Annotated in this window: 15 protein-coding genes; 11 read left to right on the top strand and 4 right to left on the bottom strand. The window is 73.6% G+C overall.

Annotation, left to right across the window (positions count from 1 at the left end):
- The 7 genes from C1I92_RS25595 to C1I92_RS25565 form a co-directional block, all read left to right on the top strand.
- Positions 1-897 (top strand): phosphoenolpyruvate carboxylase (locus C1I92_RS25595; RefSeq protein ID WP_146605282.1); only part of this gene is annotated, 897 nt, incomplete at its 5' end.
- A 25-nt stretch (positions 898-922) separates the two neighbouring features.
- On the top strand, positions 923-1,651 hold the full coding sequence (locus C1I92_RS25590) for a biotin--[acetyl-CoA-carboxylase] ligase (RefSeq protein ID WP_199521582.1): 729 nt from the start codon (positions 923-925) through the stop codon (positions 1,649-1,651).
- A 46-nt stretch (positions 1,652-1,697) separates the two neighbouring features.
- Positions 1,698-2,207 carry a PH domain-containing protein gene (locus C1I92_RS25585; RefSeq protein ID WP_111257465.1) on the top strand — a complete coding sequence of 170 codons (510 nt, stop codon included), beginning with the start codon at positions 1,698-1,700 and terminating at the stop codon, positions 2,205-2,207.
- Positions 2,204-3,226 carry an adenylate/guanylate cyclase domain-containing protein gene (locus C1I92_RS25580; RefSeq protein WP_111257464.1) on the top strand — a complete coding sequence of 341 codons (1,023 nt, stop codon included), beginning with the start codon at positions 2,204-2,206 and terminating at the stop codon, positions 3,224-3,226. Before C1I92_RS25585 ends, C1I92_RS25580 begins: the two co-directional genes overlap by 4 nt.
- A 10-nt stretch (positions 3,227-3,236) precedes the next feature.
- Complete coding sequence (locus C1I92_RS25575) at positions 3,237-3,938, top strand: nucleotidyltransferase family protein (RefSeq protein ID WP_111257463.1); 702 nt, start codon at positions 3,237-3,239, stop codon at positions 3,936-3,938.
- Positions 3,939-3,947: 9 nt separating this feature from the next.
- Positions 3,948-4,733: an enoyl-CoA hydratase/isomerase family protein gene (locus C1I92_RS25570; RefSeq protein WP_111257462.1), complete on the top strand. Its 786-nt coding sequence runs from the start codon at positions 3,948-3,950 to the stop codon at positions 4,731-4,733.
- Between the two features lies 1 nt (position 4,734).
- A complete protein-coding gene (locus C1I92_RS25565; protein WP_199521581.1) occupies positions 4,735-5,634 on the top strand; it encodes a hydroxymethylglutaryl-CoA lyase in 900 nt (299 codons plus the stop codon).
- A 326-nt stretch (positions 5,635-5,960) separates the two neighbouring features.
- Here C1I92_RS25565 and C1I92_RS25560 read toward each other — a convergent pair whose 3' ends face one another.
- The 4 genes from C1I92_RS25560 to C1I92_RS25545 form a co-directional block, all read right to left on the bottom strand.
- A complete protein-coding gene (locus C1I92_RS25560; protein ID WP_111257460.1) occupies positions 5,961-6,812 on the bottom strand; it encodes a methyltransferase domain-containing protein in 852 nt (283 codons plus the stop codon).
- Positions 6,813-6,817: 5 nt separating this feature from the next.
- Positions 6,818-8,008, bottom strand: a complete 1,191-nt coding sequence (locus tag C1I92_RS25555) for a lipase family protein (RefSeq protein WP_111257459.1) — start codon at positions 8,006-8,008, stop codon at positions 6,818-6,820.
- A 38-nt stretch (positions 8,009-8,046) separates the two neighbouring features.
- Positions 8,047-8,328, bottom strand: coding sequence for a phenolic acid decarboxylase (locus C1I92_RS25550; protein WP_199521580.1), 282 nt, complete (start codon positions 8,326-8,328; stop codon positions 8,047-8,049).
- Between the two features lie 255 nt (positions 8,329-8,583).
- Positions 8,584-9,102: a GtrA family protein gene (locus tag C1I92_RS25545; protein ID WP_199521579.1), complete on the bottom strand. Its 519-nt coding sequence runs from the start codon at positions 9,100-9,102 to the stop codon at positions 8,584-8,586.
- Positions 9,103-9,220: 118 nt separating this feature from the next.
- Here C1I92_RS25545 and C1I92_RS25540 point away from each other — a divergent pair, with 118 nt between their 5' ends.
- From C1I92_RS25540 to C1I92_RS25520, 4 genes are all read left to right on the top strand, one after another.
- Entirely contained in the window at positions 9,221-10,378 is a 1,158-nt protein-coding gene (locus C1I92_RS25540; protein WP_233507250.1) for a 5-(carboxyamino)imidazole ribonucleotide synthase, read from the top strand.
- A 22-nt stretch (positions 10,379-10,400) separates the two neighbouring features.
- Positions 10,401-10,919, top strand: coding sequence for a 5-(carboxyamino)imidazole ribonucleotide mutase (gene purE / locus C1I92_RS25535; protein WP_111257457.1), 519 nt, complete (start codon positions 10,401-10,403; stop codon positions 10,917-10,919).
- Between the two features lie 127 nt (positions 10,920-11,046).
- Entirely contained in the window at positions 11,047-12,114 is a 1,068-nt protein-coding gene (locus C1I92_RS25530; protein ID WP_111257456.1) for a type IV toxin-antitoxin system AbiEi family antitoxin domain-containing protein, read from the top strand.
- A 1,044-nt stretch (positions 12,115-13,158) separates the two neighbouring features.
- The gene (locus tag C1I92_RS25520; protein WP_438940537.1) at positions 13,159-14,112 is read left to right on the top strand and encodes a serine protein kinase RIO; all 954 of its coding nucleotides are present in this window, start codon (positions 13,159-13,161) and stop codon (positions 14,110-14,112) included.
- The last annotated feature ends 41 nt before the right edge of the window (positions 14,113-14,153 follow it).

Here is a 14,153-nt window from a genome sequence, read left to right as displayed (position 1 = left end):
CTGGGGCGGGGTGGCGGGCCGGCCAACCGGGCCGTGCTGGCGCAGGCGCCGGGGTCGGTCGACGGCAGGTTCAAGCTGACCGAGCAGGGCGAGGTGATCTTCGCCCGGTACGGCGACCCGGCCATCGCCCGACGGCACATCGAGCAGGTCGCGTCGGCCGTGCTGCTCGCGTCGACGCCGGCGGTGGAGGAGCGGGCGCACGCGGCCGCCGCGGAGTTCTCTTCGGTGGCGTCGGTGCTCGACGAGGCCGCCCGCGAGGCGTACCACGCGCTCGTTCGCTCCGACGGGTTCCCGGAGTGGTTCGCCCGGGTCACGCCGCTGGAGGAGGTCGGCTCGCTGCCGATCGGCTCGCGGCCGGCCCGGCGCGGGCTGACGGTGTCGTCGCTGGACGACCTGCGGGCGATCCCGTGGGTGTTCTCCTGGTCGCAGACCCGGGTCACGCTGCCCGGCTGGTACGGCCTCGGCTCCGGGCTGGCCGCCGTCGGCGACCTCGACGTGCTGCGCCGCGCGTACGCGGAGTGGCCGCTGTTCACCGTCATGATGGAGAACGCGGAGATGTCGCTGGCCAAGTCCGACCGGCGGATCGCCGCCCGCTACCTGGCGCTGGGCGACCGGCCGGAGTTGACCGAGCAGATCCTCGCCGAGCACGAGCGCACCACCCGCTGGGTACTCGACGTCACCGGGCACAGCCGGCTGCTGGAGGACCGGCACGTGCTGGGCCGCGCGGTCGCGCTGCGCAACCCCTACGTCGACGCGCTGTCGTACCTCCAGGTCCGCGCGCTGCGGGCGCTCCGGCAGGACGACGTCGAGGCCGGCTCGGCGGAGGAGGCGGCCACGCGGCGGCTGCTGCAGATCAGCGTCAACGGCGTCGCCGCCGGCCTGCAGAACACCGGCTGATGTGGTCCGTGCTGTGACATGGGACGTGCACTGGGTCGATAGCACCGGATCGACCAACGCCGACGTCGCGGCGGCGGCCCGGTCCGGCGCGGCCGAGGGCTACGCCGTCGTCGCGCTGCACCAGAGCGCCGGCCGGGGCCGGCTGGACCGGCGCTGGGAGGCGCCGCCCGGGGCCGCGCTGGCGATGTCGTTCCTGCTCCGGCCGGACCGGGTGCCGACGACGCGGTGGTCGTGGCTGCCGCTGCTGGCCGGTGTCGTCGTCGTGGACGCGGTGGGCGGCGTGGGCGCGGCGGCGGTGCTCAAATGGCCGAACGACGTGCTGCTCGACGGCGGCAAGCTGGCCGGCATCCTGACCGAGCGGGTCGAGACGCCGTCCGGGCCGGCCGTCGTCCTCGGCATCGGGCTGAACGTCGCCCAGACGCCGGAGCAGCTGCCGGCCGGAGGTGTCTCATTGGCGGCCTACGACGCGGACCGGGACGAGGTGTTCGACGCCGTCGCGGCCCGGCTGGCGAGCCGCTACGACCAGTGGCTGGCGGCGTCCGGTGACCCGGACGTGTCCGGGCTGGCCGCCGAGTACACCGGCCGCTGCGACACCGTCGGCCGCGACGTCCGGGCCGAGCTGCCCGGCGGCGAGATCGTCGAGGGCCGCGCCACCGGCGTCGACCACGCCGGCCGGCTGCTGATCGCGCCATCGGCGGGCGGCGACCCGGTCGCCGTCAGCGCCGGCGACGTCGTCCACCTGAGGCCGCGCTGAGAGCGCCTGTTCTCCCCAGCGGGTGCGACGTGCCAGGATTCACGGCATGGGGTTTTCGGACAAGCAGCTCAGTGACGACGAGCAGGTGATCTATCACCTGCACACGCACGTGAAGGCGCTGATCGTGCCGGTGCTCGTGCTGCTCCTGCTGGCGGCCGGCGTGGGCTTCGGCCTGTCCGCGCTGCCCGACGGCGAGCTGGTCGGCACGGTCGGCCGCTGGGCCATCGTCATCGTCGGCGCGGTGATCCTGGGCGTGTGGGTGATCTGGCCGTTCCTCACGTGGCTGACCACCACGTACACCATCACCAGTGAGCGGCTGATCACCCGTCAGGGCATCATCACCCGCACCGGCCGCGACATCCCGCACACCGTCATCAACGACGTCGCCTACGAGATGCAGCTCACCGACCGCATCCTGCGCTGCGGCACGCTGGTCGTGTCGGCCGCCAGCGAGCAGGGCCAGGTCCGGCTGCACGACGTGCCGCGGGTGCACCAGGTCCAGCTGCGGCTCAGCGAGCTCGTGCGCGAGGCGCACGACCTGGACGAGCGCACGTGACCCTGCCGCCCGAACCGCCGCGGAAACCGACCCCCGACGAACTGGAACGGCTGCTGCTCGGCGCGTCCCGCCGCTACACGCGGGAACAGATCGCCGAGGGCGCCGGGCTCACCGTCGACGAGGTGACGCGGTACTGGCGAGCGCTGGGCTTCCCCGACGTCGGGGAGGAGCAGGCCTTCACCGTCTGGGACATGGAGGCGCTGCGCGGCGTCACCGAGCTGATCGCCGACGACGTGGTCGACGAGGCCACGGCCGTGCAGATGGTGCGGGCGCTGGGCCGGATGACCGGGCGGCTGGCGGAGTGGCACGTCGAGACGCTGGCCGAGATCATCGAGGCGAACGAGGAGGCCGGGCGCGGCACCGGCAGCCGGCTCACGTCGGCCTACCTCGTCGCGCAGAAGCTGCTGCCGGAGTTCGAGCGGCTGCTCATCTACGCCTGGCGGCGCAAGCTGGCCGCGTCGGTGAACCGCCTGGTCGCGATCGGCCGCATCGGGGAGGCCCCGCTGCTGGCGGCACCCGCCTCCATCGGGTTCGCCGACCTCGTCTCGTTCACCCGGCTCTCCCGCGGCCTCAGCGTCGACGAGCTCGGCGTGCTGGTCGAGCGGTTCGAGGCCACCACGAACGACGTCATCTTCGGCATGGGCGGCCGGGTGATCAAGACCCTCGGCGACGAGGTCGTGTTCGCCGCCGACGACCCGGAGACGGCGGCCGAGATCGGCTGCCGGCTGGTCGAGGAGATCGGCGAGAACCCGGGCCTGCCCGACATCCGGATCGGCATCGCGACCGGGCCGGTCGTGGCCCGGCTCGGCGACGTGTTCGGCACGCCGACGAACCTCGCGGCCCGGCTGACCGCGCTGGCCGAGCGCAACACGGTCCTCGTCGACGACGTCACCGCGAAGGAGCTGGCCGACGCGCCGGCGTTCGCGCTGCGGGCACTGCCGCCGACCACGGTGCGCGGCCTGGGCTCGGTCAACGCCTTCACCGTCACCCCGCGCCGGAGTGTCCCCGGCACCGGGTAATGTCCGCGCCATGAGCAGCGTGCGTCAGGCCGTGATCCTCGCCGGCGGGCAGGGCTCGCGCCTCAAGCCGTACACCGACACCGTCCCGAAGGCGATGATCGAGATCTCCGGCCGGTGCATCATCGACCACCAGCTGGACTGGCTGGCCGAGGCCGGCGTCACCGACGTCGTCGTGTCGGCCGGACACCTCAGCGAGGTGCTGATCGACCACCTGGCGACGCAAGAACGGCCGGTGCGCGTGCGCACGGTCGTCGAGGCGGAGCCGCTGGGCCGCGGCGGCGGGCTGAAGTACGCCGGCAAGGAGCTGCCCGCGCCGGACGAGGGCTGGTACGCGCTCAACGGCGACATCTGGACCCGGTTCGATCTGCGCGGGATGACGTCGTACCACCTGGAGCGGCAGGCCCTCGCGACGATCGGGCTGGCCCGGCCGCGCATGCCCTGGGGCGTCGTCGAACTGGACGAGCTGGGCCGGGTCACCGACTTCGTCGAGTCGCCGCCGTCGCCGTACCCGATCAACGGCGGTGTCTACGTGTTCTCGCCGGAGATCCTCGACCTGCTGCCCGACGTCGGCGACCACGAGCGCACGACGTTCCCGCAGCTGGCCAAGGAGCGGCGGCTGGCCGGGTACCCGATCGAGGGGTACTGGCGGGCCATCGACACCGCGAAGGACCTGGCCGAGGCGGCGAAGGAGCTGGCGGGGCTGCGCCGGTAGGGTTTCGGCATGGGCAGTGTGACGATCAACCGGCTCGATGACGCTGTTGGTGTTACAGAGCTGATCCTGGACCGGCCCGAGGCGCACAACGCGCTCTCCACCGACCACGCGCGGCAGCTGGTCGAGGCGGTCCGCTCGGTGGCGGACGACCCAGCGGTGCGCGCCGTCGTGCTGTCGTCGTCGGCGCCCCGGTCGTTCTGCGTCGGCGCCGACCTCAAGGAGCGCAACTCGATCGACGACGACGGGCTGCGGGCGCAGCGGCTGGTGTTCCGGGCGATGTTCACCGGGCTGGTCTCGCTGCCGGTGCCCGTGGTGGCCGCCGTGCACGGGTACGCGCTCGGCGGAGGACTGGAGCTGGCGCTGTGCTGCGACCTCGTCGTCGCTGACGAGACCGCGGTCCTCGGGCTGCCGGAGGTGTCCGTCGGCGTGATCCCGGGCGGCGGAGGGACGCAGTTGCTGACCCGTCGGCTGGGCTGGAGCCGTGCCGCCGACCTGATCTTCACCGCCCGCCGGGTGGACGCGGCCGAGGCGTACCGTCTCGGGCTGGCCGACCGCCTCGTTCCCGCCGGGACGGCGCGGAAGGCCGCGGTGGAGCTGGCGTCGTCGATCGCCGCGCATTCCCCCGTCGGCGTGCGCAACGCGAAGCGGGCCATGCGGCAGGGTTTCGACGCGCCGCTGGCCGCCGGTCTGGACATCGAGGACGCCGCCTGGCGGGCGACCGCGTTCAGCCGGGATAGAACGGAAGGTGTCGCGGCGTTCAACGAGAAACGGCGTCCGGATTGGCCAGGTGAGTGACGTGACGTTCCCCTCCAGCGTCAGCGTGCGCGAGGTCGGTCCGCGCGACGGCCTGCAGAACGAGGACCCGATCTCCACGTCGGCGAAGGTCGAGCTGATCGACGCCCTGGGGCGCACCGGAGTGCGGCGGATCGAGGCCGTGTCGTTCGTCCACCCGAAGGCGATCCCGCAGATGGCCGACGCCGACGAGGTGTGGTCGCAGGTCCGGCGGGTCCCGTCGATCCGGTACTCGGCGCTGGTGCCGAACCTGCGCGGCGCGGAGCGGGCGCTCGCGGCCGGGTTCACCGAGCTGGAGGTCGTCGTCTCGGCGTCGGACACGCACAACCAGCGCAACATCAACCGGTCGACGGCGGAGTCGCTGGCCGATCTGCCCGCGCTGTCGTCGCTGGTGCACGAGGCCGGCGGGACGTTGCAGCTGGTCGTGTCGACGGCGTGGGGCTGCCCGTACGAGGGCGACGTGCCGGTCTCGCGGGTGCTCTCGGTGGTGTCTGCCGGGGTCGCCGCCGGGGTGGACTCGCTGGCCTACGGCGACACGACCGGCATGGCGACGCCGCCGCGCGTCACCCGGCTGGTGGAGGCGACCCGGGACGAGCACGCCTCGTTGCCGCTGGGCCTGCACTTCCACAACACGCGGGGCACCGGACTGGCCAACGTCTACGCGGCGCTGCAGCTCGGCGTCACCGACTTCGACGCGTCGGTCGGCGGGCTGGGCGGCTGCCCCTACGCCCCCGGGGCGTCGGGGAACATCGCCACCGAGGAGCTGGTCTACCTGCTCGAGGACATGGGCATCGACACCGGCATCGACCTGCCGGCGATGATCCAGGCGGCCGGGCTGGCCGAGCGGCTGGTCGGGCGCAAGCTGGACTCCCAGGTGCTGCGCGCCGGCCCGGCGGTGCGCTGAGCTCTCCGCCCGGTCGGCGTGGGCGTGCTTTCCGCGGTGGTCGCCCGGGTCGCGCTCTCCGCGGCGGTCCGCGCCCGTGTGCGCTCGGCCCCGGTGTACAGCCCGCCCTGAGGGGTGGGTGGCCCACCCTACGGGCGGGCGCCGAAACGTGGTGTGAACGGCAACGACACCCGCATGGGCGCCAGGACGTCGCGGGCAGCGCGTCGGCCCCGGCGGCGGCCGTCTCGAGATCGCCCGCCCGGCCCAGCAGCGTGGCGGGCACGGTCCGGCGCACCGTGTCGCCGACCCGCACGACCGGCACGCTGCGCCCACGGGCGAACGGCTGCTCAACCGCGGAGACCGGTCACCACCCAGATCGTCAGGACGGTGAGCAGATCGCTCCCAGCGGACGCGACCGCCGCGGCCCAGTCGGCGGCGAACACGGCGTCGGCAGCGGGATCGACGGGCGCGCCCGCCGCCAGCAGCATCTCCAGTGTGCCGGGCTCGACGAAGCCGACCACGCCGGCGGCGTCCTCCGGGCCGGTGAAGCACAGTGTGACCGGCTCGCACCGCACCTCGCCGGCACCGGCGCGGATCAGCCGCGACCGCAGCGTGCGCCCCATCGACCGGCCGCTCATCACCGGGCTGTGCCAGAGCCGGCGCCGCAGCCGGCCGACCAACTCGTCCGGCAGCCCGTCGAAGGCCAACGACTCCCAGTCCGTGTCGACGAGCGTCAGCCGTCCGCCCGGCGCGGTGACGCGGACCAGCTCCGCGACCGCGCGATCGGGCTCGGCCAGGTGCTGCAGGACCCGCTCGCACCGCACGGCGTCGAACGTCGCGTCGTCGAACGGCAGGTCCACGACGTCGCCGACGGTGTACCGGATCGCGGCGCGGTCAACGGGCAGCGGGTCGTCGCGCAGCCGGCGGCTCGCCTCGTCCACCAGCAGCCGCGACGTGTCGACGGCGTCGACCTCACCCCGCGCGCCGACGGCGACGGCCAGTGACCTGGCCACCTCGCCCAGCCCACAGCCGGCGTCGAGGACGCGGTTCCCCGGCCGCAGCTCCAGCGCGTCCTGCGCCACCCGGCGTACCCGCTGGATCTCCGGGTGCGTGGCCGCCCGCTCCAGATAGCCGGTCATCGCGTCGCGCAGGCCCGCCGGGACCTCGTCGACCCGCGCGAACGTTGTCGTCTCGGTCATCCCGATCAGCCCTTCCCCACTCGGGCGCCGGCCCAGGCGAGCAGGTCGTCGCGGGCGGCGCTCAGCACGCCGCTGTGGTCCGCGCCCGGATACCACCGGAACGTCACGTCCGTGCCGGCCGCGGACAGCTGGTCGGCCGTGGTCCGGGACGCCGGCGGGTAGACGACGGTGTCGGCGGTGCCCTGTGCGATGAAGACCGGTTGCCGGTGCGCGACGATCGGGATGTCGGCGTCCTGCTCCAGCAGCCGGGTCAGCAGCTCCTGCTCGGCGGCGTCGACGGCGAACAGCTCGGCGCTGGTGCGCCCGGCGATGGTCTCGGCGAGCGGGCGGAAGCACAGCTCCTCCTGCACGCGGGCGAACAGCTCCCGGCCGGCCGGGGTGAGGTGGTCCGCCGGCTCGATCAGATCCGGATGGGTGGCCCGCAGCGACTCGAGGACCAGCAGGATGTTCGGGATCGCCGGTGTCGTGGGGTCGAACGGGCGGACCGCGGCGACGGTCGTGCGCCACTGCGACGGCGGTGCGGTCGCGATAGCGCCACGGTAGTTCAGCTCCGGCGCTCGTGACCGGGCGATCGCCCCGGCGAACAGCACCGCCTGCGCGCCCTGCGACTGGCCGACGGCCAGCCAGGTCCGGCCCAGCGACGGGTCGGCGGACCGGGCGGCGCGCACGATGTCGATCACGCCGTACGCCTCGGACCGGCCGTGCAGGTACGGATGCGGACCGGGCGTGCCGAGCCCTTCGTACTCGGTGGCCACGACGGCGTAGCCGGCCCGCAGCCAGGCGGACAGGTAGTCGACGTCGCGGGCGGACCGGCCGGCCACCGACTGCGCGCACACGTCGGCGACGCCGACCGTGCCGTGGGCCCAGCTGATCACCGGCCAGCCGCGGTGCGGCGGCGGGCCGTCGGGGACGAAGACCGCGCCGGCGACGACCGCCGGCTCGCCGTCGAACCCGGTCGAGGTGTAGGTGATCCGGTGGGCGGTGGCCGCGCCGGGCAGCCGCAGGTGCTCCGGCAGCGGCCCGGCCGAGACCAGCCGGCCCGGCCGGTGCGCTCCGGCCGCCGCCGGCTCAGCCGCTCGGCCGTCCGCGGCCGCGGCCGCGCGTCCGTCGGCCGGACCGGCCGTCAGGGCGACGATGGCCACCGCGCAGGCCAGTAGCCACCGAAGGTGCGGCGCGGCTGTTCTTCTCTTGATCATGGGTCGCGTTCCTCGCTGTGTCGTGGCGACGCCGGCGCTCAGGCGCGCCGGTCGGCGTATCCGGCCGGGATCTGGGCGGGTGGACAGGCGATGACCTCGTTGTTGTCAACACCGCAGTTCTCGATGAAGGCGATGGTGGCGGACTCGGAAACGACCTGGATGGGAGAGGTGGGTCCCGCATCGCGGTACCGGCGCATGCGCGGCAGATGCGCGTTCTGGTGCAGCACGGTTCGGTGCGGATGCTCGTGGACCCACCGAGGGAAGAAGATCACCCCGTGAATCCGGCGCCCGAGCACGGCCGGCCGCGGGCAGGCGCTCACGCTCGGTCCGCTCGACGGCGTTGGTCGCAGGGGTCATGCGGCAACGGTCGCGCGGTGACAGGCGGGTCCGCGTCCGTACCCGCTACCGACATTAGCCGGGCAGGTACCTACGTAGCTCGCGGCGGTCCGCCACGCCGGTCTTGGCCAACAGCCGGCTCACGTGCGTCTCCACTGTGCGAACGGACAGGTAGAGCGGGCCGCGATCTCCGAGCAGCTCCGGGCGTCGAACAGGCCGCGCGCCCGCCGACTGGTGAGCTAGGTAACCTGTTCCTGGACCCGGTGCGCCGGGAAGACCCAGGTGCGGTACGACCAGAACCGGAACAGCGTACCCAGCAGCAGGCCCACCACGTTGGCGGCGATGTTGTCGGCCAGCGGGCCGGACAGCCCGAGCACGTAGCGGGAGAAGCCGAGGCAGGCCAGCGCGATGCCCAGGCCGATGCCGTTGAGCACGAAGAACAGCGTGTACTCGCGGGCCAGCCCGGTGCGGGCGCGGTGCCGGAACGTCCACAGCCGGTTCCCGGTGTAGGTGACCGTGGTGGCGCCGACGACCGCGATGGTCTTGGCCCAGAGCGGGGAGTCGTGCAGCGGGCCGACGCCGTCGTCGCCCCAGAACAGCAGCGCGTTGAAGATCGCCAGGTCGAACACGAAGCCGACGCCGCCGACGGTGGCGAACTTGGCCGCCTCGCGGATCAGGTGGTGCAGGCCGTACCAGAGTCGGGACACCGCACCCGGCAGACGCGGGGTGCGGCGCTTCGGCGGCACGGTATCGAGCACGCGCCCAGGGTAAGGCACAACGCCCGGATCGGACGCATCCCACCCGGTTTGCGCAGGTCAACGGCCTCTCGCTCGACCGACTCCAGGTCCGGCAGGTGGTGCCGTACGCTCATGGCTCGTGGGTGATGATGCGACGTGGCCGGTGGTCGGCATGGTCGGCGGGGGACAGCTGGCGCGGATGACCCAGCCGGCCGCGGTGGCCCTCGGCGTCCGGTTGAAGGTGCTGGCGGCGTCCGCGGGGGAGTCGGCCGCCCAGGTCGTCAACGACCCGGTGGTGGCCGACGAGAAGGCGCTGGCCGACCTGCGCGCGTTCGCCGCCGGCTGTGACGTGCTGACGTTCGACCACGAGCACGTGCCGCCCGCCCATCTGCAGGCGCTGGAGGCCGACGGGGTGCTGGTGCGGCCCGGGTCGGCGGCGTTGCTGCACGCGCAGGACAAGGGCGTGATGCGGTCCCGGCTGACGTCGCTCGGCGTGCCGTGCCCGCGGTGGACGGTGGTCGCCGGGCCGGCCGAGGTGGCGTCGTTCGCCGCGTCGGTGGGCGGCGACGTAGTGCTGAAGACCACCCGCGGCGGGTACGACGGCAAGGGCGTCTGGCTGGTGACGTCGTCGACGTCTTCCGAGGTCGTGGAAGAGCCGTTCAAGGCCGGCGTACCGGTGCTGGCCGAGGAACGCGTCGACTACGCGCGCGAGCTGTCCGCCGTCGTCGCCCGCTCGCCGCACGGCCAGGCCGTCGCCTACCCCGTCGTCGAGTCCATGCAGCGCGACGGCATCTGCGTCGAGGTCGTCGCGCCCGCGCCCGGGTTGTCGTCGTCGCTGGCGGTGGAGGCGCAGCGGCTGGCGCTGACGATCGCGTCATCGCTGGACGTGGTGGGGATCCTGGCGGTCGAGCTGTTCGAGACCACCGACGGGCGGCTGCTGGTCAACGAGCTGGCGATGCGGCCGCACAACTCCGGGCACTGGTCCATCGACGGCGCTGTCACCAGCCAGTTCGAGAACCACCTGCGGGCCGTGCTGGACCTGCCGCTGGGCTCGCCGGTCGCGCGGGCGCCGTACACCGTCATGGTCAACCTGCTCGGCGGCGACCTGCCCGAGGTCTACTCGACCTACCGGCACGTCATGGCCCGCGACCCGGAGCTGAAGGTGCACTGGTACGGCAAGGGCGTGCGGCCGGGCCGGAAGGTCGGCCACGTGACGGCGTACGGCTCGGATCTGGAGTCGCTGCGGTCGCGGGCCTGGCATGCCGCGGACTACATCCGAGGGGACATCGATGAGTGAGGCTTCCGGGGGTTCCGGCCTGGTGACGGCGCGCGGCGAAGGTTCGCCGCTGGTCGGCATCGTCATGGGCTCGGACTCCGACTGGCCGGTGATGTCGGCGGCGGCTGACGCGCTCGATGAGCTGGCGGTGCCGTACGAGGTCGGCGTAGTGTCGGCGCACCGGATGCCGCAGGCGATGCTCTCGTATGGCTCCGACGCCGCGTCGCGAGGGCTGCGGGTGATCATCGCCGGTGCCGGCGGGGCGGCACATCTGCCCGGCATGCTCGCCTCGGTGACGTCGCTGCCGGTCGTCGGCGTGCCGGTGCCGCTGAAGTACCTGGACGGCATGGACTCGCTGCTGTCGATCGTCCAGATGCCGGCCGGCGTCCCCGTCGCGACGGTGTCCGTCGGCGGGGCGCGGAACGCCGGTCTGCTGGCGGCCCGGATCCTGGGTGCCGCCGACTCTGCGCTGCGGGCCCGTCTCGACGACTTCCGGTCGTCCCTGGAGACGGCGGCGACGGACAAGGGCGCCGCCCTGCGCGCGCGGCTGACGTCGGAATAGTCGTCGCTAGCGCCGTTGCCGTTGCCGTCACGGTGGCTCGTCCACAGGCTTCGATGCCCGGCGTTGTTGTCCACAGATCGCCTCTTGTGGCCTGCGACCGGCAGCCTCGCAGGTGGAGGGTGGCGGTATGCCCGCCCGCCTGCTCACCCTCCCGGCCGACGTCGTCGAGCTCCTCGACCGGTGCTTCGGTGTCGTCGACGTCGCTGCGGCGGCGCGGGCCGGTGTCGATGAGAGCAGGCTGCGTCGCCTCGCCGCAGCCGGACTGCTGGTCCGGCTCGCTCCCGGGTGTTTCGCGGCGGCCGCTGCTGTCTCCGCCGCGTCTCCGTGGGCGAGATTCCGGCTCGGATCGAGAGCGTTCGCCCTGTACAGCCGTGGTGCAGCGGCACTGACGGGCTGGTCTGCGGTGGTGACCTGGCAGTTGCCGACCGTCGGTCCGGCGCCGGCACGCGCGACGGCGATCCGGCCGAGTGGAGCGGGCCACAAGGTCCGGTCCAGCAGGTACGGCAGCCTTGCGGTCGCGACGGTCCCGGCGGAACTGGTCCGGCGGGTGCAGTGCATCGACGTCATGAGTCCCGCTTGGGCTGTCATCGACGCTGCACGGACGGGGCCGATCGTGCCCGCACTCGTGGCCGCCGACGCCGCCGCGGCGGCCGGTCACGATCTCCGGGACGCGGTCGGCGCCATGGCCGGCTGGCCGCGGGTCGCGCGAGCACGGTGGGTGGCCGAATACGCCGATCCGCGGGCGGAGTCGCCGCTGGAGACGCTCGGGCGGTTCGCGTGTCTGCAGTTCGACCTGCCGCTACCGGTGTCCAACGCCTGGGTCGGCGCCGAGGAGCCGGAATACCGGGTCGACGGACTCTGGCCGTTTCACGGCGTCGCGTTCGAGGCCGACGGCGCCCTGAAGTACGACAACCGACCGGACGCCGCCCGGATCGTGGCCCGCCAGGGCGAACGCGAGTGGCGGCTTCGGCGCCTCGGCCTCGAGGTCGTCAGGTTCGGGTGGGACCTCGCCTGGCGGAACCGAGCCGAACTGGCCGCACGGTTCGCCGCTGTGCTGTGCGACAACGCCCCCCGCCGGCGCCCGGTGCGCTGGTGGAAGCACGTGCCCGGGATCGGAGCAGTGGAGCCCGTGCCCGCGGACTGGCCGTCGCCGGGCCGTACTGGGGTCGTGCTACCGGCCGGCTGGGACCGCTGACTCGTCGGTATGGACCGTCTGGCCGCCGCCTTGGCCGCCGCCTCGGCCGCCGAACACACGAGGGTCGCCGCCCAATCCGCGACGGTCGATGGAGGGCGGGCGCCGGCCGCCGGCGCTGCTCCCGGCACCTGCCCGGTGATCCGGCCGATACCCGCGAAACCGGCGAATGACGGCGACGAGTGGCCCGGCATTCGCCGGATCGGCGGGCATCGGTTGGGCGGCCGGGCATAGGTCGGGCGGCTGGGCGTTCGCCGGGTGGCTGGGTGTTCGCCGGATCGGCGGGCATCGGTTGGGCAGCCGGGCGTTCGCCCGGATCGCCGGTCTGGGCGTTCGCCGCATCACCGGGCGTTCGCCGGATCGCCGGGCGTTCGCCGGTTCGGCGGGCATCGGTTGGGCGGCCGGGCGTTCGCCCGGATCGCCGGGCGTTCGCTGGATCGGCGGGCATCGGTTGGGCAGCCGGGCATAGGTCGGGCGGCTGGGCGTTCGCCGGGTGGCTGGGTGTTCGTCGGATCGGCGGGCATCGGTTGGGCAGCCGGGCGTTCGCCCGGATCGCCGGTCTGGGCGTTCGCCGGATCGGCGGGCGTTCGCCGGATCGCCGGGCGTTCGCCGGTTCGGCGGGCATCGGTTGGGCGGCCGGGCGTTCGCCGGATCGCCGGGCGTTCGCTGGATCGGCGGGCATCGGTTGGGCAGCCGGGCATAGGTCGGGCGGCTGGGTGTTCGTCGGGTGGTCGGGCGTTCGTCGGATCGCCGGGTAACCAGCGGGCGGTCGTGCACCAGCCGCGCGGCCGGGCGTTCGCCTGGGTTGGCGCGCCCGCGGCGAAATTCGGTTGCGCCGGTAGCCGCCGATCCGGTTGGCTGAACGGCGTACCGGTGTGCCGGTGTCCGACCAGACGCCGGCGATGGCGAAGGGAGGCGTGTCCGATGGCTGCCCGCTCGAGGCGGCGCGACTTCGCGTGCGCGCCAGAACGCCCTCACCTCGCCGTTCCCACCGCCTGACGCAGAGACCGCCGCGGTGGGGACCTCCCTCGTCAGGAGACCACCGCAGTGCCGAACCACGATGAGTTCCAACCCATGCGCTCCCGCGGCCGCGGTCCCGGCCGTGCCCGCACCCGCGAGGACCGCGGCCACGTCGCCGACCGTGGCCCGAACGTGTTCGCGGAGTACGCCGCCAAGTACGGGCTGACCCCGCCCGGCGAGGAGGCCGTCACCGACGACCCGCCGTACGGGGACCGGTGGACCACCTGGGACGACTCCACCGCGGGCCAGCGCGGCCCGCGGCCGTACCCGGACTGGGTCGTCACCGAGCTCGGCGCCGTCGACACCGAGCTGGGCATCCTGAAGACCGGCAAGGAGGCCGACGTCTTCCTGGTGGAGCGCTCGGTGCCGGAGACGGGGAAGGCCACGGTCATGGCGGCCAAGCGCTACCGCGACCCGAAACACCGCATGTTCCACCGCGACGACGGCTACCGCGAGGGGCGGCGCGACCGGGAGTCGCGCGTCAACCGGGCCATGGCCAAGGGCAGCGCGTTCGGCCGCGAGGCCATCGCCGGGCAGTGGGCGCACGCCGAGTTCGCCGCGCTCACGTCACTGTGGACCGCCGGCGTCGCCGTGCCGTACCCGGTGCAGATCCTCGGCACCGAGCTGCTGATGGAGTTCATCGGCGCCGACGGTGTCGCGGCGCCGCGGCTGGCCCAGCTCCGGCCCGACGCCGACGAGCTGCACGACCTCTGGGAGCAGCTGGCGCACAACCTGTCGGTGCTGGCGCTGGCCGGCTACGCGCACGGCGACCTGTCCGCGTACAACCTGCTGGTGCAGGACGGCCGGCTGGTGGTCATCGACGTGCCGCAGATCGTGGACGTGGTGGGGAACCCGCACGGCCGGGAGTTCCTCGACCGCGACGTGCGCAACGTCGGCGGCTGGTTCACCGCCCGCGGCCTCGACCCGGACCGCGTCCAGCAGCTCAGCGACGCGCTGGCCAGCGACGCGCGGCTGTCGTAGGACAGGACAGCGACGGCGCGGCGGGTGCCCGACAGGAACCC

This window comes from Jiangella anatolica, assembly GCF_003236295.1.
Classification (GTDB): Bacteria; Actinomycetota; Actinomycetes; order Jiangellales; family Jiangellaceae; genus Jiangella; species Jiangella anatolica.
Note: the sequence above shows the minus strand (reverse complement) of the source record. Positions and strands in the feature narration are given on the sequence as shown.

Bases quoted from the DNA above. Each gene is read 5' to 3' on its own strand.
- C1I92_RS25585 (WP_111257465.1), top strand. From the start codon at position 1,698: ATGGGGTTTTCGGACAAGCAGCTCAGTGACGACGAGCAGGTGATCTAT.
- C1I92_RS25575 (WP_111257463.1), top strand. From the start codon at position 3,237: ATGAGCAGCGTGCGTCAGGCCGTGATCCTCGCCGGCGGGCAGGGCTCG.
- C1I92_RS25570 (WP_111257462.1), top strand. From the start codon at position 3,948: ATGGGCAGTGTGACGATCAACCGGCTCGATGACGCTGTTGGTGTTACA.
- C1I92_RS25560 (WP_111257460.1), bottom strand. From the start codon at position 6,812: ATGACCGAGACGACAACGTTCGCGCGGGTCGACGAGGTCCCGGCGGGC.
- C1I92_RS25555 (WP_111257459.1), bottom strand. From the start codon at position 8,008: ATGATCAAGAGAAGAACAGCCGCGCCGCACCTTCGGTGGCTACTGGCC.
- C1I92_RS25530 (WP_111257456.1), top strand. From the start codon at position 11,047: ATGCCCGCCCGCCTGCTCACCCTCCCGGCCGACGTCGTCGAGCTCCTC.